Source organism: Nocardia yunnanensis (genome assembly GCF_003626895.1).
Taxonomy (GTDB): domain Bacteria; phylum Actinomycetota; class Actinomycetes; order Mycobacteriales; family Mycobacteriaceae; genus Nocardia; species Nocardia yunnanensis.
The window spans coordinates 7,000,147-7,022,127 of the sequence record NZ_CP032568.1; the positions used below are offsets into that span (position 1 = coordinate 7,000,147).

Sequence of the window (21,981 nt, forward strand, 5' to 3'; positions counted from 1 at the left end):
CGTGTAACTTCGTTCCAGCAAGCAGGGCACCGCCCCGCTAGCACAAAAATGAACACGGGGCTATGGCGCAGCTGGTAGCGCACCACACTGGCAGTGTGGGGGTCAGGGGTTCGAGTCCCCTTAGCTCCACCAATCGTGCCATTGCACGAACCGACTCCATCAGGGCTGGTACCGCAGAAGCGGTACCAGCCCCAATGTCGTTTCCGGGTTGGGGGATGCGGAAGGTGGGGACTAGGCGGTCGGGTCCGGTGATGGCGACCTGAGCGACGAGGGCCTCGATCAGCGCCTTGGCTTGGGTGCGGGTGCCGGTGGCGATGATTTCCGCGATGTGGTCAGCGATGCCATCCAGCGCGGCGGGTTCCGGGGCTGTGGGTTCATTCGCCAGGGTGGCGGTCAGTTGGTCGCGGCGGGTGGTGAGCTGGGTTGTCTTGGTGCGTAATTCGCCGAGTCGTCCGGCGAGGAGTTCGGGGTCGAGGGTGCCGTTTTCGAAGGCGTTCAGGTAGCGGTCGATCGCCTGCTGGGCTTTGGCGAGCTCGGCGACGACGGCGTCCAGTTCGATGCGGGTGTCACTACTGGAATCGCGGTGGCATCGCTGCTGGGCAGTGATGGCTTGGCTGATCAGATCGTGCCGGGTGCGGTAGAACTTGCCCAAGGCTTCCAGAACGGCCGTGTCGACTGAGTCGGCGTCGAGGCGGGTGAAGTCGCACTTGTCGCTGTCGTAGCGGGCGCGGTTGAAGCAGGTGTAGTAGCGGTAGGTGCGGGAGCGGCCGGTGGCGCGGGTGCCGATCATGGCACGCCCGCAACGCGGGCAGCGCAAGCGGCCGGTCAGCAGGTAGTCCGAGGAGTTGGCGGCGCGGTGGGCGTGGGATTCCCCGCGCGCTTCGAGCACGGTTTGGGCGCGGTCGAACGTGGCGGGTTCGATGAGTGCGGGGTGGGTGTCGGTGACGGTGGTGCCGCGGAAGGTCAACTCGCCGAGATAGATCCGGCTGTTGAGGATCCGCAGTACGTGGTGGCCGGACCATTCACGGCCGGTGCTGGCACGGTGCCCCCGCGTGTTCAACTCCGCGGCGACGGCACGGGCACCGAGACGACGGCAGGAGTAGAGGTCGAAGATCATGCGCACGACCACGGCTTCGGCCTCGTCCACGAGCAGGGTTTGCGTGGCCTTGTCGACCCGGTAGCCGTAGGGTCGTTTGCCGCCCTTCCATTTGCCTTTGGCGGCTTTGCGTTCCATGCCCGCGATGACGCGGTCGATGATGGTGTCGCGTTCGAATTGGGCGAACATGCCCAGCATCTGCACCAGCATGCGCCCCATGGGAGTGGAGGTATCGAATGGTTCTGTGGCCGAGCGGAACACGACCTTGGCTCGGTCGAGTTCGTCGAGCAGGGTGACCAGGTCGCGCAGGTTGCGGGAGAAGCGATCGACCCGGTAGACCACCAGCACATCAACGAGTCCGGCACGCGCGGCCTGCAACGCGCGTTGCAAGCCGGGCCGTTCGGTGCTCGCGCCCGACGCGTCGTCGGTGAAGGACGTCGTGTGCCGCCAGCCGGGTTGGGAATCGATGTAGGAGTCCAGGCGGGTGTCCTGGGCTTCGATGGAGTAGGGCTGGTTGTCTTCGGTGGTGGAGCGGCGGGTGTAGGTCCCTACCCGCACGTCCTGCTCCCATGCGGCAATGTCGGTAGAGATACGCGGAGTTGAGGACTTCTTGGTGCCTGCCATGCTGCCGGTCCTTCCCATCGATACACGTTTCTCGCAACGGTGGATATCTGAAACAACCTGTGACGGCACGGAATTCGAGTACGCGATTCCGTCCGTTATGTCGCCGGTCCTATTGTCCCTCGATCGGTTTTCGAATGTATTGGTGTGGCGGCTATTTCGGTCGTGGCGTTTCATGCGGCATTCCGTTCGCCGTTGTCGGGGTGGTGACGGTGGATCCATGTGGTGAGGAGGTCAGCGAGGAGGGTGACGGCATGGTCGTGTTGGGTGGCGGTGAGGGGTTCGGTGTCGATTCGGTCGATGTGCCAGCGTTGGTGGGCGCGGTTACGAGCAGATGGCTCGGCGGGTTCTGTATCTGACGGGGAGTGTTTTCCGGGTTCGGGACGTTCCATCGGGGCTCCTGTGAGATGTTCGGCGTTTGGCGTGGCGTCACCCTGTACTGGCAGGAGAACCCGCGTTTATCCGCGTCCGGGACCGGAATTGATGCAATTCCGTGTTCCGCGGTCAAAGTTCGGCATCAATCACGGGGTCCGCTGGGTTCCGGCACATGGGGGGTGTCGCGCCTGTTAACTGCCAAGGAGGGGCCGATTTCGACATTTGCGTGCGAAAAGGTTCGATAACGATCGGTGTCGCCACAGCCGAGCGCCCCAGGGGCGATTGCCTTACCTGGGGCGCTCAGAACGGGTTCGTGGGAGCAGTGACGCCTACCGCCGGTTGATCAGGCCGGTCTGGTCTTGACCGTCGTCATCGGCGTTTACGGGCAAATTCCACATGTAGTGGCTGTTGCCGTTCGGGCCGGGTTTCAAGGACTTCATCGGTTCCCTCCTCCCAGCAGTTGCGGGTTTCGGGGGGCTTTGGGGAGCGTCGTCTGTTGGGATGGTGTACCTGGTTCCGGTGTCCGCGCAGATCACGTCGGCGATCTTGACCAGGGCAGGGATGTCGTCGGGTTCGAAATGGTCGGCGCTTGGGGCGATCACCTCGTTGACGCATTCGGCGTAGGCGAGATTCATCAGGCGATTGATCACCGCACCGGGGCGCTTCGGGTCGCCGAAGTAGACCAGGACCACCGACCACCCGCGCTTCTCCGCGAGCGTGTGAATGCGTGCCTCGTCCTGCTGCCACTGTTCGCCAGAGACGTCGGGGCGGAGGAATCCGATCACGTAGTTGGTCATGGTCGGGTCCCGGCGTATTCGCGACATACGGGGCGGGTAATCGCGAGGCGACCCCGATTGGTGCAGCGCCAGCGCGCTGGTCCTTGCAGGGTGCCCATCGCGAGCCCGGTGCGGGACAGTCGCAGCAGTGCCCGGTGGATCGAGGTTTCGGGCAGCCTGGTCGCGCGGCCGAGTTGTCGCACGGTCAGCGCTTCGGCTGGGTCCAGGTTCGACAGTGCGCCAAGCACTTTCGCCTCGGGTTCGGTGAACGCCATCGTTCACCGCCCTCGACTGATCGGGACGTAACTGCGTGGCGGTTCGGCGGCCAGTCGTGCCTGGATGTCAGCGACGGTCAGCCGCGGCGCGGGACCGTCACTGCCAGCAAGAAGGCGGCCGGTTGCGGCGGCGGCGAAGACCACTAGCGAGACGAGCGTGATGGCAAGAAGGATGTCCATGTCCGGCAGCTCCCGGTACTCGGCGGTCGTTGCAGCGCACCCGATGCCGGGGGTATCGCGTGTTAACAGGCCACCCGGCATTGGTGGGGCTGACTGCCAGTCCACTGCACAGCGGGCGGTCATCGGTAGGCGCGCGGGCTGGGCGGGTGTGTGCACAGGGGGTGTGCGCAATCGCCGATTGATAGCGGTTCGATGTTACCGGTGTCACACTGCGATGCATGGGACGCCGTGCGAAACAACCGAATCGGCAGTTCGAGGAGCTGGTCGAAGAGGCCGGCGGGGTACGCAAGGCCCTCGCCCGCCGCGTCGTCGACCGGGGCCGCGGTCTCGGGCTGAAACTCAGCTACGACCACACCTCGATCGGGCGCTGGCTCTCGGGAGAGCAGCCCCAACCGCCGGTACCGCAGCTGATCGCGGACACGCTGACCGAATTACTCGGGCGCACAATCACACCGGCCATGTGCGGCATGTCCAACGCCCGAGATGCGGCCCCGGATCTCGGCCTGGAGTTCTCACTGAGCCTCTCCGGCGCTGTCGACGCCTCGACCGCACTGTGGCGCAGCGACATCGAGCACCGCCGATTCCTGCACGACACCTCCTACGCGGTCGCGGTCTACCCGGCCGCATCGATGCGGTGGCTGACGCTGCCCGGCCCCGAGCATCCCGTGTCGATCGGCTCGTCGCGACGTGTCGGGCAGATCGACGTCGACGCGGTCCAATCCATGGCCGCCGCGTTCCGCGATCTCGATAACAAGGTCGGTGGCGGCAAGGTCCGCTCGACGATCGTGCAGTACCTGCACAGCTCGGTCGCGCCGCTGCTGCGCGGCAGCTTCAACGAACACATCGGCCGCCAATTGTTCGGCTCCACAGCCGAACTCGTCCGCTTGGCTGGTTGGGCCGCCTACGACCAGGAAGATCATGGCCTCGCTCAGCGCTACTTGATCCAGGCCCTCCGCCTCGCCCGGGCCGCCAGCGACGGCGCGCTCAGCGCCGAAATCATGGCCGCCATGAGCCACCAGGCCACCTACGTCGGTCGGCCTGGCGATGCCATCGACTTGGCCCGCGCCGCCCAGATCGCCGCCCGCACGGCGGGATTGGCTGCCCTCGAATCCGAATGCCACATGGTCGAAGCCCACGGACACGCCGCCCGCCAAGACGAAACATCCTGCACCACAGCCCTAAACGCCGCCGAACGCGCCTACGACCGCGCCCGACCCGGCGAACAACCGGTGTGGCTGGCCTACTTCGACCAGTCCTACATATCCGCGAAAACCGCTCATTGCTTCCGCGAACTCGGCGACCACACGCGCACAGCGCAATTCGCGCAGCGATCATTGACGATGTCGGCGGGCTACCAACGCGGGCGCGCATTCAACCTGAGCCTGCTCGCGTCTGCCCTGACCGTAACCGACCCACGCGAGGCTGTGCGGGTCGGACGTGGCGCGCTCGATATCGCCGTCGACCTCGCGTCCCGCCGCAGCCTGTCCTACCTGCGAGACCTGCGCTACCGATTGCGGCCATTCAACGACTTGACCGAGGTCGCTGATTTCCGCCAGCAGATCCTCGAACTCACTCGGCGAGGCTGAGCGCCCGATAGATCGCCACCACCGTGGCCGCGCCCACGATCTCACCGCGGTCGATCATGGCCGCCGCCTCGGCCAGCGGGATCCACCGCACGTCCTCGGCCTCGTTGATGTCGGGTGCGGTGTCGGTCAGGTCCGCGCCTCGGGCGAGGTAGATCTCCTGCGGTTGATCGAGGGTGCCGATCGAGGGTTGATAGGTCACCAGGTGCTCCATCGTGCGGGGCCGCCACCCGGTCTCCTCCTCCACCTCCCGTGCTGCGGCCACCGCGACATCTTCGGCGTGGTCAACATAGCCGCCGGGCAGTTCCCACACCCATTGGTCGATGATGAACCGATGCCGGTACATCAACAGCGCCTCGCGATTCTCGTTGAGTACCAACGTCATCGCACACCGCGGCATCCGCGCCACGTACTGCGTGAACCGAACCCCGTCTGGTAGTTCGACGTCGACTGTCGAGAGCCGAATGTGCCGATTCTCATCGACCAGGCGCTCCCCGAGGATTTTCCACTGCGTCGCACGCTTCACGCCCCAGACCCTACGCGGTCAACAGTCGGCTGGACTCTGTCCTCGACTGCCTTCGCGCGTTACCGCCCAGCGCAACGACTCACGACCGCGCCTCCTACCGTTAGATTCTGTCATTCACCAACGACGACCTGGCCTTCTCGCTCGGCCTTAGCCAGCTGCAATGCTTCTGCGACAGCTGCGAACTCGTCGAGTGCAGCTTGGAGATCTTCGACGATCTCCTGCGCAATGACTTCTGGCGGTTGCAGCTCGTCGCCGTCTTCAAGGTCGGGGTCGCGCAACCATGTGATGTCGAGGTTCACCTTGTCCCGGGCAAGCAATTCCTCGTAGGTGAAGCACTTGAACCGCTCAGACTCGGTGCGACCGTGCCGGTCCTCCGGTTTGTACGCTTGAACGAACTCGTCGAGGTGGTGCGCCTCCAGCTTGTTCTGCCGCAACGTGAAGTGTTCGCCAACGCGGAAGTCGTACACCCAAAGCTTCGCTGTCCACGGCTGCTCTGGGCGGGATCGCTTGCAGTCGAAGAAGAGCACGTTCGCCTTCACGCCACCTGCATAGAAGATCCCCGTCGGCAAGCGGAGCAACGTATGGACATCGCACTCCCTGAGCAGTCTGCGTCGCAATGTCTCTCCGGCCCCGCCTTCGAACAGAACGTTGTCCGGAACGACCACGGCCGCCCTGCCATCAATCTTCATCATGTTGGCGATGTGCTGGACGAAATTGAGCTGCTTGTTGCTGGTCGTCACCCAGAGGTCGGATCGGTCGTAGGTGACATCCTCGCGGGTGACCTTGCCGAACTCATCAACCGTGCTGAAACCGGACTTCCGGCCGAACGGAGGATTCGCCAAGACCATGGTGGCACGTTCGTCGGGGCCAGGGGCCTCAGCCAGCGCGTCCTTGACATCGATCAAGGCTCGACCGCCCGGATCGCCGATACCGTGCAGAAGCAGGTTCATCTGGGCCAATCGAGCGGTGCCGTGCACGAGTTCGATGCCGGAGATTCCGCCGTCGCGGAGGTGGCGCGCATCCTCCTTCGACAGATCATCTCCGTAGTGGTGCTGGATGTAATCGTGCGCCGCAAGCAAGAAACCACCCGTACCGCACGCTGGATCGACGATGGTGTCTCCAGGCTCCGGTCGCATGCAGCGAACGATGGCATCAATGAGCGCACGGGGCGTGAAGTACTGGCCGGCACCGGACTTGATGTCCTCGGCGCCTTTTTCCAGCAACGCCTCGTATGCGTCGCCCTTGATGTCCACCCCTGTGCCGGACCAGTTGACCTTGTCAATGAGGTCGACAATTAGCTTCTTCAATGTGGCCGCGTTGCGGATCTTGTTCTCAGCACCGTGGTAGATCAGCCCGAGCGCAGTGTCCGGCCTCTTTCCCAGCTGATCGAGAATATTCTCGTAGCTGGACTTGAGATCCTCGGCATCGGCGTCCAGCAGCGTCTGCCAGCCGAGATGGCTTGGCACGATCTCCTTCGCCTCACCGAATGACTTCCGCTCTTGGCGCTCTTGCGCCATCTTAAGGAACAGCAACAGAGTCAGCTGGTCGACATAGTCGATGGTGGAGACTCCGTCATGCCGGAGCACATGGCAGTAGCTCCACAGCTTGTCGACAAGCTGCTTCGCCTCGGCGGCAGTCTTGGGCACCGTCACAGCAGAGTCTCCTGGTTAGTGGTCTTCATTCGACGAGTTCGCTTGGATTTTTGATGGGCAAAACGCTCGAAGCGGATACGTTCAAGCAGAACCGAAGCGGGCTCGTCTTTGGGATCCTGCGGGACCAATCGTCCAGCAAATGCCTCAGCAAGGATCGAACGACGAAGGCGGTCAGCCCTCCGCATTACTACATCGGTGGCCATACGCGCGTGCTCTACTCGACCGCGCCAAATGTCGTACTCGGCGACAATGCGCTCCTGTTCCTCCATGGCAGGAACAGGGATAGACAATGCCTTCAGCTTCGCAACACTCAGAGTGAGCAAACCACTGGTCGATCCTGCGACTTGCCGAAGAGCCCGTGCCGTTGTGGGCGAGTTCCACACGATCTCCAAGTATCTTGGATTCAGCTCGCGCCCAGGACGCACTCGAATGAGATGATTTTGATGAACGCAGTCTGCAATCTCGCCGTGCCACATCGCCGCGCGGCCGATCTGATCTGCACTCCCATTTCCCTCGACCACGAGTAGATCCCCGGCGGCAAGTCGAAACTTATCAATTTCACCGTCGAAGAGTTCAACCTCATGAACATCATTCAGGATGAGGTCGCCACGAGATACGTTCGCAACGCGAAGGAATGGATATTTGTTGTTCACCGGCTTCCTTTTGGGCTGTTTCTGTATCCCGCCCTGTACCTCAGCAAGATCGCCAATTAGCCGCTCGCGCGGGGCCGTGATTAGCCCAACCAACTCGCCCGATCGAGCGCCCTCAAGCGTTGCCGACCACAGCTTCTCCACTCGCCGCGTTGCTTGCACTGCATTCTCAATTCCAGCATCGAGGCGAGACAGATTGCCCTCAAGCGTGGCAACGATCCGTTGTTGCTCCGCAACTGGCGGGATCGGTATCGGTATCGTCCGCAGGGCGGCAGCGTTAATTTTCGGCAGAACCGACCGGCCCTGATGTTTAATCACAGATGCCGTGAAGGCTGGGGTGAGCATCCACCACTTGAGGTAAGTTCTGTTTATGTAACTATTAATCGGATACATGTCGGCACTGCACAGCCCCGAAAAATCAACAGACGCAACCTTCGCGAGATAAGGTCGAATCTTTGAATACAAGAGCTGTCCGGCTATGAATTTGTTTTTGCTGCTTGTAACTCGATCTTCAGCAACAGTCGAATATTCGAGGATCCTGCCTGTCCACGATTCTATGTGATTTGGCGCAATGTGTGGGGAATCCATGTGATCGGCAGGATCGACGAGGTTGCTCGCTATCTCGGCCACGTCTGCGAAGGTTGCCCATTCCCAGCCTGGTGGAAGATCGCTCATGCAGGTAGCGTCCTGTTCAGCTCGTCGAGTAGTTGTTCGGCGCGGTCGTCGCCGAACTCACGGATGTAGCCGTCGGTGCCGCCGCGCTCGCTGAACGGTACGCCATCGAGGTCGTCGGGGGTTACGTACAAACGATTCGCGAGTGTCACCGCGATCTTGTCGATCCACCAGACTTGGTCGATGGTGAAGCGGATGCCGTCCTGCTCTTGCCGCGCCAGCCAGTTTCGTAGGTTCTCCTCCACGACGCTCCGGTATGGCCTGAGGTTGGAGTCCAGCCCGAGTTCGTAGCGCAGGATCGCCATCAGTTCAGGCACGCCTTTGCGTCCACCGTTACCCTGGGCGATACCGAGGCGCTGGTAGGCCCGCCAAAGGATCTCGGGGGTCCACTGGTACGGCGGCGACTCGATCTTGGAGGCCAATCGCTTGAGCGACTTGTACACGTCAGAGGGAGCTCGGGTTGGGTCGCTGAATGCGACCCCGAGTGCGACGATCTCGTCCGCATTGTCGTCCATGTACTTCCGCCAGTCCTCGACCGTCTGCTGTGGCGCGTTCGTGCCGAGGAGCCGCGCTTCTACCGACATCACTCGATCGAGGGTGTGCTCGTCGTAGGGCATGTCGTACTTCCGGCGGATGGTGAGGATACGTGCACGCAGCTCAGGATGCTCGGCCAGGGTGCGAACAGCGTCAAGGACCAGTTGCCTCTGCGCTGGTTCGCCTCCGGATTGGAATGCCTGCTCCTGGGTCTCGTCGTCGGTCGCTCGTTCGAGACCCTGCGCGATTTCGGTGATTGTTTCGCCACCGGCCAATTCCGCCAGTTCCGCCTGCTCGTCGGGTGTGATCTGCTGGTTCAAGCTCGCCAGCCGCGATCCGAGCGCAGCCGCTTCCTCGACATTGATGCCCTGGCTTGCAGCCTTGTTCAGCAGCTTTTCTAGGCTGACCTGCCGCTGGCTTGCCGGCTGCAGGGGCCGGGCATCGACCAGCGGGTGGTCAGTGACGCCAACCGGGTCGACCAGCAGGAATTTCTCCTTCGCCCGCGCGCCCGGGGTGACACGCTGGAAGGCATCGGGGTCGATAGTGCGTGCACCGCGGCCCTTCATTTGCTCGAAGTACGTCGCACTCGAGACCCCGCGCAGAAACATCACGCACTCAAGCGGTTTGATATCGGTTCCGGTGGCGATCATGTCGACCGTCACCGCGATCCGGAAGGCTCCTTCTGTGCGGAAATCCGAGATCAGTTGCTCGGGGTTTTCGGCCCGGTAGGTGATTTTTGCGCAGAACTTGCTGTCCCCGCCGAATATCTCTCGCACGATCTCGACGATCTCGTCGGCGTGCTGGTCGGTCTTGGCGAAGATGAGCGTTTTGGGCACGTGTTGGCGGTTCGGGAAATACTGCGGCCAGTCGTCGTGGAACCGCTGGATCACCGTGCGGATCTGGCTGGGGTTCATCACCGTCCGACCAATCGCGTCCGCACTGTAGTCCAAGTTCGTGTCGAGCAGTTCGTAACGCTCACGGCGAGTGTGCAAGTCGACGATCCGAACGGGGACATTCGCCGGAATACTTCCGCCCTGCTCGCCGACCGCGGTCCTGATCCTCATGACATCGAAGTCAACATTCACGCCATCCGCAACTGCCTGGCGATATGTGTACTGGCTGACCAGGTTCTCGTGGAAGAAGCCGAACGTCTGCGCCACGGGAGTAGCTGTGAGGCCGACCATGTGTGCGTCGAAGTACTCCAACACTGCACGCCACTTGCCGTAGATCGACCGGTGGCACTCGTCAACAATGAGCCTTTCCGGGTAGCGGCTGGGCGTGCTGGGTGACCGGTGGACTCGCTGAAAGTGGTTGCTGGGCAATGTAAGAGCGCAGAGTCCTGGTAAAAGGATGTTCGACCAAGAACACATCTTCATAAGACGGAACCTTCTGGGCAACAGTGGATCTGGTAATCCTGTTGCTACCAGGAGGTTCCGCCTCGTCAGGCCACTTCCGGCAACCTCCCACACGGTCTGTTCCCAAATCGATCAGATCCCGGACAGGCACTCAGGCCGGGGCATCGGTGCGGCGGGTGCGGCGAGCGGAGACCGAGGTGAAGGTTTCCCGGTCGGCCAAAAAGCCCTCGAGCGCGAAGGTGGCGGCACCGAGACTGGCCGGATTGTGCGGGAGGGGATCCAGCTCGAGGGTGACCGCGGCGAAGGGATCGGACATGGCGTGATGGGCCGCCGCGCGGCGGGTGGCCTCGAGCAGCGGCACACCCAGCTGCCGGGCCACCAGGTCCCCGAAGACGATGCGGCGCGGGTTGAAGAGGTTCACCAGATTGGCGATCGCGACGCCCAGATAGGTTCCGGTCCGCTCGATGACCGCGACCGCGGTCGAGTCCCCCCGGCAGGCCGCCGCCGCGACGGCCGCGAGCGTGGCGGCATCGTCGGAGGCGAGAAGTGGGCTACCGGGCGCGATTTCGCGCAGCGTCGCCGTGATGCCGGGCGCGCTCACATACGCCTCGACGCACCCGTTGCGGCCGCACGGGCACGCCCGTCCGTCCAGGACCAGGTTGGTGTGGCCCCACTCGCCCGCGCTGTTGGTGACACCGCGATAGAGCAGCCCGTCGATGACCACGCCGATGCCGACGCCCGCGCGCAGCGTGACGACGATCAGATCGTCCACATCGCGGCCCGCGCCGAACCAAAGCTGCGCCGCCGTACTGGCTTTCAAGGGATTGTCGAGATACAGCGGGTACGGCAGCTGCGGTGCCAACAGGACTTTCAGCGGCACCTGCTGCCAATGCCAGTAGGGCGAGAACACCGACGTCCCGGTGTCGGGCTCGACCAACCCGGGCACGCTGAGGCCGACCCCCAGCACCCGGTCGGCATCGCCCGCCACCACCTCGCCGATGCCGTGCACGATCGATTCGACGATATCGTCCGGCGTGGTGGCGGCGGGGTCGACGGGTATCTCGGTCGAGCGCAGCACCGTCATCGCGAGGTCGAAAACATCGACGTGGATGCAGGTTTCGGCGATATCGACGCCGATCAGCCGCCCGCGCTCGGGATTGATGGCCAACTGCGCGCGGGGACGGCCGATCCCGGCCGCCTCGTAGCCGAGCTCGGCCAGCACCCCCACCTCGAGCAGTTCGGCGATCATATTGCCGACCGTCGCGAACGACAGGCCGGTGGCCTGCGCGATCTGCTGCCTGCTGGTGTGCCCGGAGGCGGCGTACACCGCCTGCAGCACGCAGAACCTGTTGCGGCGCCTGATATCCCGCGCGGTCAACTGGTACACGCCCCGCCCGCTCCTTCCGTCGATGCCTGCGAAGGGGAATCGCCACCTTCGCGAACGAACTTCTCGCAACAGTATTTACAACAGTTATCCGAAGTCATACTGTAACCGGCATCACTACGGACGCCTACTGTGCGGCAGCTCACCTAGGAGTGCTCATGTCCTGGACCCACCGACGTCGATGGACCAGCGCGATCGTCTGCGCGGCCGCGCTCTCACTGGCCGCGACCGCCTGCTCGTCGGGCAAGGATTCCGGCTCGAACAATGCGGGGCCGCAACACGATACGGGCTCGATCAGCCTGGTCTACGCGCAGAAGCAGGGCGATCAGGAGTACTTCATCGGCGAGGCCGACGGCGCGAAGGCCAAGGCCAAGGAGCTCGGCGTCGACCTGAAGGTGGTCAATCTCGGCAACGACGCCAACAAGGCGGTGACCGAGGTGCAGAACGCGGTGAACCAGAAGGCCAACGGCGTCATCGTGGTGGTCCCGGACCCGTCGGTGGGCCCGCAGGTGGTGCAGCTGGCCAAGTCCGGCGGCGTCGCCCTGCTCACCTCCGACGATCAGGTCTGCACCAACGGCCCGGATCCGGCGTCGTGCGCCAAGGAGAATCTGGTGCCGCGCGTCGGATTCAGCGGCACCCAGATGGGCACCGAGGTCGGCACCCGCGCGGGCCAGGACTTCAAGAAGCTGGGCTGGAAACCGGAGGAGACCGCCATCGTCGACGCCTGGAAGCAGGACGTCACGGTGTGCACCGACCGGGTGAAGGCCAATGAGAAGGCGTTCAAGGACACCTCGGGCGCGGACGTGAAGGTGATCGAGGTCGGCACCGACAACACGCCCTCCGACGCGCAGAACAAGATCTCCGCGACGGTCGCCGGCAATCGGTCGGTCAAGAACTGGATCGTCATGGGCTGCAACGACGAGAACGTCAGCGGCGGCGTCGCGGCCATCCAGAACGCCGGCTATGCCGCCGACAATGTGCTCGGCGTGGGCCTGGGCGCGTACCTGGCGTGCAAGGAGTGGCGCGGCGGCAAGCCCACCGGCTTCAAGGCGGCGCTGTTCATCAATGGAAAGGACGTCGGTGCGCTGGCCGTGCAGACCATGGTCGACTACCTGAAGAACGGAAAGACCATGCCCGCCGAGGCTTTCGCGCCCACCCAGATGGTGGACGCCACCAACTGGCAGCAGGCGGGCGTCACGTGCAGCTGAGCGGACTGCGGGTTTCCAGGCTCACCAAGGCTTTCGCGGGCGTGCCGGCGCTGCGCGAGGTGAGCCTGGATTTTCCCGCGGGCATGGTCACGGCGCTGATGGGGGAGAACGGCGCGGGCAAATCGACGCTCATCAAGATCCTCGGCGGCGACTATCGCCCCGATGACGGCGGACTCGAACTCGACGGCGCGCCACTGGATTTGAGCAGTCCGGCCGCGGCGCGAGCGGCAGGGATCCGGGTGATCGGGCAGGAGCCGGAGATCGTGCCGCACGTCTCGGTCGCCGAGAACGTCTACCTGGGCGCGCTGCCGCGCCGCGCCGGCCGGCTGCTGGACCGCGCGGCGCTGCGCACCCGCATGCGCGACGATCTCACCCGGCTCGGCTTCGACCGCGACCTCGATCCGGATGCGCTGGGCTCCAAACTGACCGCCGCGCAACGCCAATTGGTCGAGATCATGCGGGCGCTGACCACCGACGCGAAGGTGATCGCCTTCGACGAGCCCACCTCTTCGCTGTCGGACCACGAGACGGAATCGCTGTTCGCGCTGATCGGCCGCCTGCGCGAGCGCGGCCTCGCGGTCGTCTACGTCTCGCATCGCATGCGCGAGATCTTCCAGCTCGCCGATCGGGTGGCGGTGCTGCGCGACGGGGCGCTCGTCGGCGTGCGCGACACCGCCGGCACCGACGAGCAGGAGATCGTGCGCATGATGGTCGGGCGCGACCTGTCGACCGTGTTCGCACGCAAGCACTCCCAGCTCGGGCGGGTACTGCTGGAGGTGGACGGAGTCACCACCGACGACGTGCGAGACGTGAGCCTGCGCGTGCACGCGGGTGAAGTGGTGGCGCTCGCCGGACTGGTCGGGGCGGGCCGCTCCGAGCTGGCGGGCGCGCTGGCCGGGGACCTGCCGATCCGGTCGGGTGAGGTGCGCATCGACGGCACCCGCGTCCGGTTGCGGCAGCCGCGCGACGCGGTGCGCGCCGGAATGGGTTACGCGCCCGAGGAACGCAAGGCGCAGGCGCTGCTGCTGCATCGCGGGGTGCGCGACAATATCTCGCTCGCCATGCTGGATCGGCTGCGGCGCTGGCGGTTCGTGCGGCGTGGCGCGGAGCGGCGGCTCGCGCACCAGTACGTCGAATCCCTGCGGGTGCGAACGCCTTCCCTGGAGCAGGAGGTGCGCAAGCTGTCGGGCGGCAATCAGCAGAAGGTGGTGCTGGCGCGCTGGCTGGCCCGCAAACCCGCCGTGCTGGTGCTGGACGAACCCACCCGCGGCGTCGACGTCGGCGCGAAGATCGAGATTTATCACATCATCGAGGAGCTGGCCGAATCCGGTGTGGCCGTGCTGGTGATCTCCTCGGAACTGCCCGAGGTCCTCGGCCTGGCCGACCGCGTCGTCGTCATGCAGCAGGGCCGCGTCACCGGCGAACTGGATCGCGCCGAGGCCACCGAGGAGAAGGTTCTCGCCCTCGCCATGGGGCTCACCCCGCAGCGCGGGGACGCCGAGGCCGGGCCCGACGACCTGACCGCGCAGCGACTTTAGGACATCATGACCGACCAGAGAATCGAAACGTCCTCCGAGGCAACCGTTTCCGCGCCCGCGCCGGCCTTCGCCCGCTACCTGGAGGGGCTGCGTGGGCTCACCCCGCGCCGGGTGATCCAGGGCATCGGGACCGGCAACCTCAGCCTGATCGGTGCGCTGGTGGTGATCGTCGCCATCTTCGCCTGGCTCAACGACGGCTACCTCGACCCGCGCAATATCGCCGGAATCGGTGACGCCGTCACGGTTTTCGGCCTGCTGGCGGTCGTGCAGACCGTGGTGATCATCTGCGGGGCGCTCGACATCTCGGTGGGCTCGCAGGCCGGTGTCGCCTCGGTGATCAGCGCCATGGCGTTCACCTCGGCCGGCAGCAATGCGCTGGCGGGAGTCCTCGCCGCCGTCGGGGTAGGGCTGGTGCTGGGTCTGGTGAACGGGCTGATCATCGTCTACGGGCGGGTCAACCCCGTGATCGCGACTCTGGCCACCTTGGCCGCGTACAAGGGCCTGGCGCAACTGATCTCGGGCGGCAAGGCGCAGGGCTTCGTGCTCGACAACGACTTCTTCATCTTCCTGGCCCGCGGCAAGATCATCGGCCTGCCGGTGCCGGTGGTCGTGCTGGCGCTCGTCGCGCTCGGCGTGCACGTGCTGCTGAAATACACCGATATCGGCCGCAATATCTACGCTATCGGCGGAAACGACACGGCCGCAAGGCGTTCCGGAATCAATATCAACAAATACCTGATCGCCGTCTACGTGCTGGCCGGAGTGGTCGCGGCCATCGCGGGCATCATCCTCACCGCCCGCACCGGATCCGGGCAGCCGGTCTCCGGCAGCGAGGGCCTGGAACTCAAATCCATCACCGCCGCGGCCCTGGGCGGCTGCGCCCTCAAGGGCGGCAAGGGCACCGTCGGCGGCACCCTGCTCGCCGTCATCCTGCTCGGCGCGCTCGACAACGGCCTCAATGTGGTCGGCGTGAACACCTTCTGGCAGAACGTGGCCCAGGGCGCGCTGCTGGTCGCGGCGGTCGTGATCCAGCAGCGCCGCAGCGGCGAACGCGCCGTCGGCCTCCCGACCTAGACCATTCCGGAGAACTACCATGCACACCCTCGAGGCACACGTCTGCGCTTTTCCGGCTGGCCGGCTCTGCGAAGGACCGGTCTGGGACGCGCGCACCGGAGCACTCCTCTGGGTCGACATCCGGCGCGGCCACATCCACCGCGCCACCCCGGCCCCCGACGGCCTGCGGCTCGACGCCACGATCAGTCTCTCCCCGCCGGTGAGCGCGGTTCTGCCGTGCGCCTCGGGCGCGCTGCTGGTGACGGCCGGGAACACGATCGCCCGCCTCGACGACCCGGCTCGGCACTTCGACCCGGTTCCTTCCGGAAGTGACAGCGCGCGTTCGGTTCCCGCGCCCGGTCTCCTTCGCGTCGCCGAAGTGGCATTGCCCGCCGACGGGGTGCGGCGGCGGTTCAACGACGCGAAGGTCGATCCGCGCGGCAGGCTGCTGGCCGGGACCATGGCCGAGGCCGGCGGGGTGGGCAGCTCCGCGCTCTACCGGCTCGACCAGGACGGCACGCTGAGTGCGCTGCGCACCGGCGTGACCATCTCCAACGGCCTCGGCTGGAGTCCCGACGGGCGCACCCTCTACTACGCCGACAGTCCGACCCATCGGGTACAAGCCTTCGACTACGACCTGGACACCGGAACGCTCGGCGCGCCACGGCCGTTCGCGCACTTCGCCGACGGCGAACCCGACGGCCTGACCGTCGACGCCGACGGTCGCGTCTGGGTGGCGGTGTGGGGCGCGGGTCAGGTCCGTGCGTTCGACCCGTCCGGAAAGCCCTACGCGACAGTCGAAGTCGGCCCCTCGCAGGTGTCGAGCTGCACCTTCGCCGGACCCGACCTCGACCTGCTGGTGATCACCACCGCCGCCGAACAGGACGCTGCCGGCGAGCCGAACGCGGGCCGCCTGTTCACCTGCGTCCCCGGCGTGACGGGCCTGCCCGCCACCCCGTTCGCCGATCAGAGACTGGTGCACGCCAATGGCCGGTGAACAGGAAAAGAGCATGGGCCGCTTGGCGGATCGCGTCGCGGTGGTGACCGGTGCGGCATCGGGAATCGGGGCCGCGACGGCGCAGCGATTGGCGGCCGAGGGAGCGGCGGTGGTGATCGCCGACATCGACGCCGCCGGGGGAGCCGACGTCGCGGCCAAGATCCGCGCGACAGGGGCACGCGCCGAGTTCCGGCAGTGTGACGTGACCTCGGAGCAGTCGTGGACGGAACTGCGGGCGTGGGCTACCGCACGCTGGGGCCCGGTGGATGTGTTGTGCAGCAACGCCTCCTGCCAGGCAGTCGTACCCGCTCACGAATTGAGCAGGCAACAGTGGGACGACGGGCTGGCGGTCAACCTGACCCCGCTGTTCCTCGGTGTACGCACGTTCATCGACGACCTGCGAGCCCGCCGCGGAAACGTGGTCGCGGTCTCGAGCGTGCACGCCCAGTTCGGCCTGCCCGGATACCCCGTCTACGCCGCCGCCAAGGGCGGCCTCACCTCCCTGGTGCGGCAACTCGCAGTCGAATACGGCGCAGACCGAGTCCGAGTGAACGCCGTCCTCCCCGGCCCCATCCTGACCCCGGTCTGGAACGACGTCGACGACGAAGGCCGGCAACTCTCAGCGCGCGCCACCGTACTGGACCGCCTGGGCGCCCCCGAAGAGGTGGCCGCCGCCATCGCCTTCCTAGCCTCCGACGACGCCTCCTTCATCACCGGCACAAACCTCGTCGTAGACGGCGGCTGGAGCGTACGCAAGGAATCCCGCTGACAGACACCGTGTTCCGGTGGTCGATGGTCATTCGTCTCAGCTCAGCGGGCGATGGCGTAGGAACTCGGTTGCTTCGGGGTATTGCTCCAGCGCCTTGGCGGCTGCCGCTTCCTCGGCGTCGCACAGCCGCTGGTATCCGGATTCGGCGGCGTGGGCGGCGTGGGTGCGCAAGGTTTGCAGGGATTCGACGGCGTCGCGGTGATCGCCGAGGACGCCCTGCAGGCGTTTGGCGCGTTTGCCCAGTTCGACGGCTGGATCGCCGAGCACGTCGGCCGCTGCTTCGGACGAATAGCGTAATCGTTTGGCGGCCTTGCGAATATCGTGCAGGTGCTCGATCCGCTCGGCTCCGGTGAGCCCGGGTTCCGTGCGCACCAGCCGCCGCAGGTCGCGGAAGTCGTGGCGCAGCACCTCGGCGAAGACCTGGTCGGCGGGGTTGTCCGCCTGCGTGCCGCGCAATGGGGCGTCGGTGACGAGCGCGTGCAGTCGATCGGTCAGCATGCGGTAGCGGCGGCTGTCGAAGGCGTCCACCACCGCGCGGTGCGCGCCGACGTAGAGACGTCGCTCGTCGGCCACCAGTCGAGTGCCGAAATCACCTCGCGGGGCGGACTTCTCACCCAAAGGCACGGTCCGCTCGTCGAACGGCGCGCCGGTGTCGCCGAGCAGCGTCACGAACCGCTCGGCGCGCACCTCCGCGTCCCGCGCCACCCCGAGCAGCCCCGCCAGCCAACGCAATTCGTCGGTGATCTCACCGATCGGCTTGCGGCGCAATACCCGCCGATACGACTTCAGCACGCTGCGCAGCCGCCGCGTCGCCACCCGCATCGAATGCACCGAATCCGGAAGGTCCGCGCGCACCTCGGGTTCGGCGCCGCACAGCCGGTCCACGTCGGCGGCGAGGGCATCGACCAGGGCGGAACCGGCTGTGGCGCTCATCTACGTCCTGTACTTGTCGGTGGCCTCGACCAGATGATGGGTGATGCCGGGCTCCAGCGCGGCGTGACCGGCGTCGGGCACCAGGTGCAATTGCGAAGCGGGCCAGGCGCGGTGGAGGTCCCACGCGCTGGTGGCCGGGCACACCACGTCGTAGCGGCCCTGCACGATGACGCCGGGAATGTGGGCGATGCGGTCGATATCGCGCAGCAGCTGCCCCTCGTCGAGGAAGCCGTGATTGACGAAGTAGTGGTTCTCGATACGGGCGAAGGCCAGCGCGAAGCGCGGATCGGCGGTCTCGGCGACCCGATCCGGGTGCGGCAGCAGCGAACTCGTGGCGCCCTCCCACGTCGACCACGCGACCGCCGCCGCGGTGGCGACCTCGGGGTCGGGGGAGTGCAGCAGGCGATGGTAGACCTCGACCAGATCCTGGCCCCGCTCCGACTCCGGTACCGGCGCCAGGAACTTCTCCCACTCGTCGGGGTACACATACCCCGCGGAACCGTTGTAGTACCAGTCGATCTCCTTGCGCCGCAGCAGGAATATCCCGCGCAGCACCAGCTCGGTCACCCGGTCGGGATGCGTCTGCGCGTAGCTCAGCGCCAGAGTCGATCCCCAGGAGCCGCCGAACACCAGCCACCGCTCGATGCCCAGATGCGTACGCAGCCTTTCGATATCGGCCACCAGATCCCAGGTGGTGTTGTGCTCGAGGCTCGCCCCGTCGGCGATGTGCGGGGTCGACCGGCCGCAGCCGCGCTGATCGAATACCACGATCCGGTACGCCGCCGGATCGAAGAACTGCCGGTGATACGGCGAGGTCCCGCCGCCCGGGCCGCCGTGCAGGAACACCGCCGGCTTGCCGTCCGGATTGCCGCTCACCTCGTAGTAGAGCGACTGACCGTCCCCGACCTCCAGCATGCCCTGCGCGTAGGGCTCGAGCGGCGGATACAGGGTGCGCATCAGCCGGCCACCAGCCCGTCGGACAGATTCTGAATCTCGATGGCCTTCAACGCCTCCGCCCGCACGTCCGGGCAGCTCTTGGTGGTGACCCGATCCGCCACGCCGCGTTCGTTCGGCAGGAACAGCCCGTTCTGCGCCGCCCACTGGATGACGGTCGCGTTCAACGAGACCTTGTCCATGGTCGGGGTCTGCACCCGCCAATCCGACAGCTGCGGGCGAATCAGATCGCACAGCTGCTTGGCCTGATCGTCGGTGACGTTCAGTCCCGCCCCCGCCTGACCGCTCGGCGCGCCCGTCGCGCTCGGCTTGCCCGTCGTGGAGGTGAGCGGTGAGCCCGAGCTCTGCGGCTGCGTCGATCCCGTCGAGGAGTTGTCCCCGCAGGCCGCGGTCAACGCGACGGCCGCTACCGCCGCGACCAGCAGCGGCATCCGCCGAACCCGGCGACTCGTTCCACGATCCATGACTTCCCTTTGGTCGATCCAGCTCGTTGGCTTCCGAGTCTGCCACCAAAACATGACGGTGGAATGAGAAGACAGGGCGCGATTGCCGGTCGATAGCGTCCGGCTATGGTGTCGTGGCGCGACAACGCCCCCGCGAGCACCGCGGGGGCGTGGCCGGATCGCTCGAGATCAGTAGCTGTGCTCCGGGCCCGGGAACACGCCCCGGCGCACCTCGTCCGCGTAAGTGGCGGCGGCCGTGCGCAATTGGCCGCCCACATCGGCGAACTGCTTGACGAACTTGGCGGTCTTGCCGCCGGTGTAGCCGACCATGTCCTGCCAGACCAGCACCTGCGCATCGCATTCCGCCCCGGCCCCGATGCCGACGGTCGGAATGGTCAGCTTGCGGGTGACCTGCCCGGCCAGCTCGGCGGGCACCATCTCCATGACCACCGAGAACGCCCCGGCCTCCTGCACCGCGATGGCGTCGGCGATGAGCTGTTCGGCCCCGTCGCCGCGGCCCTGCACCCGGAAGCCACCCAGGGTGTTGACGCTCTGCGGGGTGAACCCGATGTGCGCCATCACCGGAATGCCGGCCGCGGTCAGCTTGTGAATGGTGTCGGCGACCCGCTCGCCGCCTTCGAGCTTCACCGCGTGCGCGCCGCCCTCCTTCATGAAGCGCACGGCCGTCGCCAAAGCTTGCTCGGGCGAGGACTCGTAGCTGCCGAACGGCAGATCCGCCACCACCAGCGCGTGCGGCGCGCCCCGCACCACACCGCGCACCAGCGGAATCAATTCGTCGACGGTGATGGCCACCGTGGTGTCGTAGCCGTAGACCACGTTGGCGGCCGAATCACCCACCAGCAGAACGGGAATCTCGGCTTCCTCGAACAGCCGGGCGGTCGAGTAGTCGTAGGCGGTCAGCATGGACCACCGCTCCCCGGCCTGCTTCATCTGCTGCAGATGCTGCACGCGGGTCTTGCGCCGGGCGGGAGTCTTGGGTGCGGTGCTTTGCGGTGCGACGGACCCGTAGACAGGGGTTTCCGCATCGGATACGGACATCATCGTCCCTCTTTCGTCGTTCCTCGAGGCCCGTCACCGGGTCCCCGGGTTGTCATGACGAAATCAGTCTGCCACCCGAGCCGGCACCGGCCGAGATGCGATTGCTCACATCCCGGCCGGGCGGTGCGGGAATCAGCCCACCGGGCCCTTGGCCAGCTGGACCTGGGCGGACTGGGTGCGGCCGGTGCCGTCGGTCCATTTCAGGGTGACGGTGTCGCCCGGGTGATGCTGGTCCATGGTGGCGGTGAGGTCGGTGGCGGAGGTGATGGTCTTGTCGTCGAGACCGGTGATGACGTCCCGCGCCTGCAGGCCCAGCTGATCGGCCGGGCCGCCCTGCACCACGCCGCGGATCTGCGCGCCGCCGCCGGTGGAGGACACCGAGACGCCGATGAAGGCGGTGTCCCCGATATGCACCACATCCGACGCCTGACCCGCCTGGATCTGCTTGGCCACCGTGAGCGCCTTGTCGATCGGAATCGCGAAGCCCTGCCCGCCGCCGATGCTCATGCGGAAGCCCTGGGACGCGGCGGTGTCCATGCCGATGACCTGCCCGGCCGAATTGATCAGCGGCCCACCGGAATCGCCCGGTTGGATATTGGCGGCCACCTGGATCAGGCCGGTCAACTGCTCGGAGCTGCCGGTGGCGTCGTCGCTGGCGGTGATGGACTTGTTCAGCCCGGTCACCTTGCCCGCGGCGGCGGTCGGGGTGCCGCGCCCGCCCGCGTTGCCGAGCCCGACGATGGCGTCACCGACGCTGACCTTGCTCGAATCGCCCAGCGGCGCGGTCTGCAAGCCCGAAGCGCCCGACAGCTTGATGACGGCCATGTCCTCGCTGCGATCGAACCCGAGCACGGTGGCGTCGTAGGTCTGGCCGTTGCCCAGATCGGTCACCGAGATGCTGGTCGCGCCCTCCACCACGTGATTGTTGGTCAGCACGATGCCGTCAGAACTGAGCACGATCCCGGTGCCCGCGCCCTCCCCGTTCTGCAGGCCCAATTCCGTGTTGACGTCCACGATGCCCGGGGCCACCGCCTGCGCGGCCGAGTCGAGATCGGCTGGGGCCGTGGTGAAATCGATGGGCTGGCTCTGCGTCACCCGGCCCGGTGACTGCGCCACCGGCGTGCCCGGAACCAGCGTGTTCGGACCGCAGGCCGCCAGGCCCAGGGTGGCGGCGAGCGCGACTGCCGCGGCGGCCGCGGCCCGAATGGTGCGTGAGCGCATGTTCATGACGTCCCTCTTGGCTAGAGCCCTCGGTTCCCTCCCATTAAGCATGCGGTTTCTGAGAGCCGCCTGGGGAGTTACCGTGCGAACGCCCACGTACCGGGTGGAGTCGGCTCCGAACCTCTAG

General features: G+C 65.9%; 19 protein-coding genes, 1 tRNA gene and 1 pseudogene. 7 read left to right on the forward strand and 14 right to left on the reverse strand.

The window, feature by feature from the left end; genetic code table 11:
* The first annotated feature begins 56 nt into the window (after positions 1 to 56).
* A tRNA-Ala gene (locus tag D7D52_RS32765) sits at positions 57 to 132 on the forward strand.
* A gap of 577 nt (positions 133 to 709) precedes the next feature.
* Here D7D52_RS32765 and D7D52_RS40485 read toward each other — a convergent pair.
* From D7D52_RS40485 to D7D52_RS38225, 4 genes and pseudogenes are all read right to left on the reverse strand, one after another.
* Positions 710 to 1,939 (reverse strand): annotated as a pseudogene (locus D7D52_RS40485) (recombinase family protein); the annotation flags it as partial.
* Between the two features lie 482 nt (positions 1,940 to 2,421).
* Complete coding sequence (locus D7D52_RS32780) at positions 2,422 to 2,889, reverse strand: hypothetical protein (protein ID WP_120742627.1); 468 nt, start codon at positions 2,887 to 2,889, stop codon at positions 2,422 to 2,424.
* Positions 2,886 to 3,143: a helix-turn-helix domain-containing protein gene (locus tag D7D52_RS32785; protein WP_120742629.1), complete on the reverse strand. Its 258-nt coding sequence runs from the start codon at positions 3,141 to 3,143 to the stop codon at positions 2,886 to 2,888. The genes D7D52_RS32780 and D7D52_RS32785 overlap by 4 nt, the downstream gene beginning before the upstream one ends.
* 3 nt (positions 3,144 to 3,146) lie before the next feature.
* Positions 3,147 to 3,323 carry a hypothetical protein gene (locus D7D52_RS38225; RefSeq protein WP_162958707.1) on the reverse strand — a complete coding sequence of 59 codons (177 nt, stop codon included), beginning with the start codon at positions 3,321 to 3,323 and terminating at the stop codon, positions 3,147 to 3,149.
* 218 nt (positions 3,324 to 3,541) lie between these two features.
* Between D7D52_RS38225 and D7D52_RS32795 the strand changes: the two genes are divergently transcribed.
* Entirely contained in the window at positions 3,542 to 4,909 is a 1,368-nt protein-coding gene (locus D7D52_RS32795; RefSeq protein WP_120742634.1) for an NsdA family TPR-like regulatory protein, read from the forward strand.
* On the opposite strand, the gene D7D52_RS32800 is transcribed toward D7D52_RS32795, so the two are convergent.
* From D7D52_RS32800 to D7D52_RS32820, 5 genes are all read right to left on the reverse strand, one after another.
* Positions 4,893 to 5,432, reverse strand: coding sequence for an NUDIX hydrolase (locus D7D52_RS32800; RefSeq protein WP_120742635.1), 540 nt, complete (start codon positions 5,430 to 5,432; stop codon positions 4,893 to 4,895). The genes D7D52_RS32795 and D7D52_RS32800 overlap by 17 nt on opposite strands.
* A gap of 110 nt (positions 5,433 to 5,542) precedes the next feature.
* Positions 5,543 to 7,084: a class I SAM-dependent DNA methyltransferase gene (locus D7D52_RS32805; protein WP_120742637.1), complete on the reverse strand. Its 1,542-nt coding sequence runs from the start codon at positions 7,082 to 7,084 to the stop codon at positions 5,543 to 5,545.
* Entirely contained in the window at positions 7,081 to 8,409 is a 1,329-nt protein-coding gene (locus D7D52_RS32810) for a restriction endonuclease subunit S (protein WP_120742639.1), read from the reverse strand. Before D7D52_RS32810 ends, D7D52_RS32805 begins: the two co-directional genes overlap by 4 nt.
* Positions 8,406 to 10,316, reverse strand: a complete 1,911-nt coding sequence (locus D7D52_RS32815; protein WP_120742641.1) for a type I restriction endonuclease subunit R — start codon at positions 10,314 to 10,316, stop codon at positions 8,406 to 8,408. Before D7D52_RS32815 ends, D7D52_RS32810 begins: the two co-directional genes overlap by 4 nt.
* Positions 10,317 to 10,446: 130 nt before the next feature.
* Entirely contained in the window at positions 10,447 to 11,682 is a 1,236-nt protein-coding gene (locus D7D52_RS32820) for an ROK family protein (protein WP_120742643.1), read from the reverse strand.
* A 155-nt stretch (positions 11,683 to 11,837) separates the two neighbouring features.
* Here D7D52_RS32820 and D7D52_RS32825 point away from each other — a divergent pair, with 155 nt between their 5' ends.
* From D7D52_RS32825 to D7D52_RS32845, 5 genes are read left to right on the forward strand one after another with little or no spacing between them, the layout of a single operon-like run.
* Positions 11,838 to 12,887, forward strand: a complete 1,050-nt coding sequence (locus D7D52_RS32825; protein ID WP_120742645.1) for a substrate-binding domain-containing protein — start codon at positions 11,838 to 11,840, stop codon at positions 12,885 to 12,887.
* Entirely contained in the window at positions 12,878 to 14,425 is a 1,548-nt protein-coding gene (locus tag D7D52_RS32830) for a sugar ABC transporter ATP-binding protein (RefSeq protein ID WP_120742647.1), read from the forward strand. The genes D7D52_RS32825 and D7D52_RS32830 overlap by 10 nt, the downstream gene beginning before the upstream one ends.
* Before the next feature lie 6 nt (positions 14,426 to 14,431).
* On the forward strand, positions 14,432 to 15,499 hold the full coding sequence (locus D7D52_RS32835; protein WP_120742649.1) for an ABC transporter permease: 1,068 nt from the start codon (positions 14,432 to 14,434) through the stop codon (positions 15,497 to 15,499).
* A gap of 19 nt (positions 15,500 to 15,518) precedes the next feature.
* Positions 15,519 to 16,475 carry an SMP-30/gluconolactonase/LRE family protein gene (locus D7D52_RS32840; protein ID WP_120742651.1) on the forward strand — a complete coding sequence of 319 codons (957 nt, stop codon included), beginning with the start codon at positions 15,519 to 15,521 and terminating at the stop codon, positions 16,473 to 16,475.
* Complete coding sequence (locus D7D52_RS32845; RefSeq protein ID WP_246023472.1) at positions 16,465 to 17,244, forward strand: SDR family NAD(P)-dependent oxidoreductase; 780 nt, start codon at positions 16,465 to 16,467, stop codon at positions 17,242 to 17,244. The genes D7D52_RS32840 and D7D52_RS32845 overlap by 11 nt, the downstream gene beginning before the upstream one ends.
* Positions 17,245 to 17,280: 36 nt before the next feature.
* On the opposite strand, the gene D7D52_RS32850 is transcribed toward D7D52_RS32845, so the two are convergent.
* From D7D52_RS32850 to D7D52_RS32870, 5 genes are all read right to left on the reverse strand, one after another.
* On the reverse strand, positions 17,281 to 18,177 hold the full coding sequence (locus D7D52_RS32850) for a CHAD domain-containing protein (protein ID WP_120742653.1): 897 nt from the start codon (positions 18,175 to 18,177) through the stop codon (positions 17,281 to 17,283).
* A complete protein-coding gene (gene pip, locus D7D52_RS32855; protein WP_120742655.1) occupies positions 18,178 to 19,134 on the reverse strand; it encodes a prolyl aminopeptidase in 957 nt (318 codons plus the stop codon).
* On the reverse strand, positions 19,134 to 19,562 hold the full coding sequence (locus D7D52_RS32860; RefSeq protein WP_120742657.1) for a hypothetical protein: 429 nt from the start codon (positions 19,560 to 19,562) through the stop codon (positions 19,134 to 19,136). The genes pip and D7D52_RS32860 overlap by 1 nt, the downstream gene beginning before the upstream one ends.
* Positions 19,563 to 19,763: 201 nt before the next feature.
* Positions 19,764 to 20,633, reverse strand: coding sequence for a 3-methyl-2-oxobutanoate hydroxymethyltransferase (gene panB / locus D7D52_RS32865; RefSeq protein WP_120744649.1), 870 nt, complete (start codon positions 20,631 to 20,633; stop codon positions 19,764 to 19,766).
* A 132-nt stretch (positions 20,634 to 20,765) separates the two neighbouring features.
* On the reverse strand, positions 20,766 to 21,860 hold the full coding sequence (locus tag D7D52_RS32870) for a S1C family serine protease (RefSeq protein WP_246023474.1): 1,095 nt from the start codon (positions 21,858 to 21,860) through the stop codon (positions 20,766 to 20,768).
* Between the last annotated feature and the right edge of the window lie 121 nt (positions 21,861 to 21,981).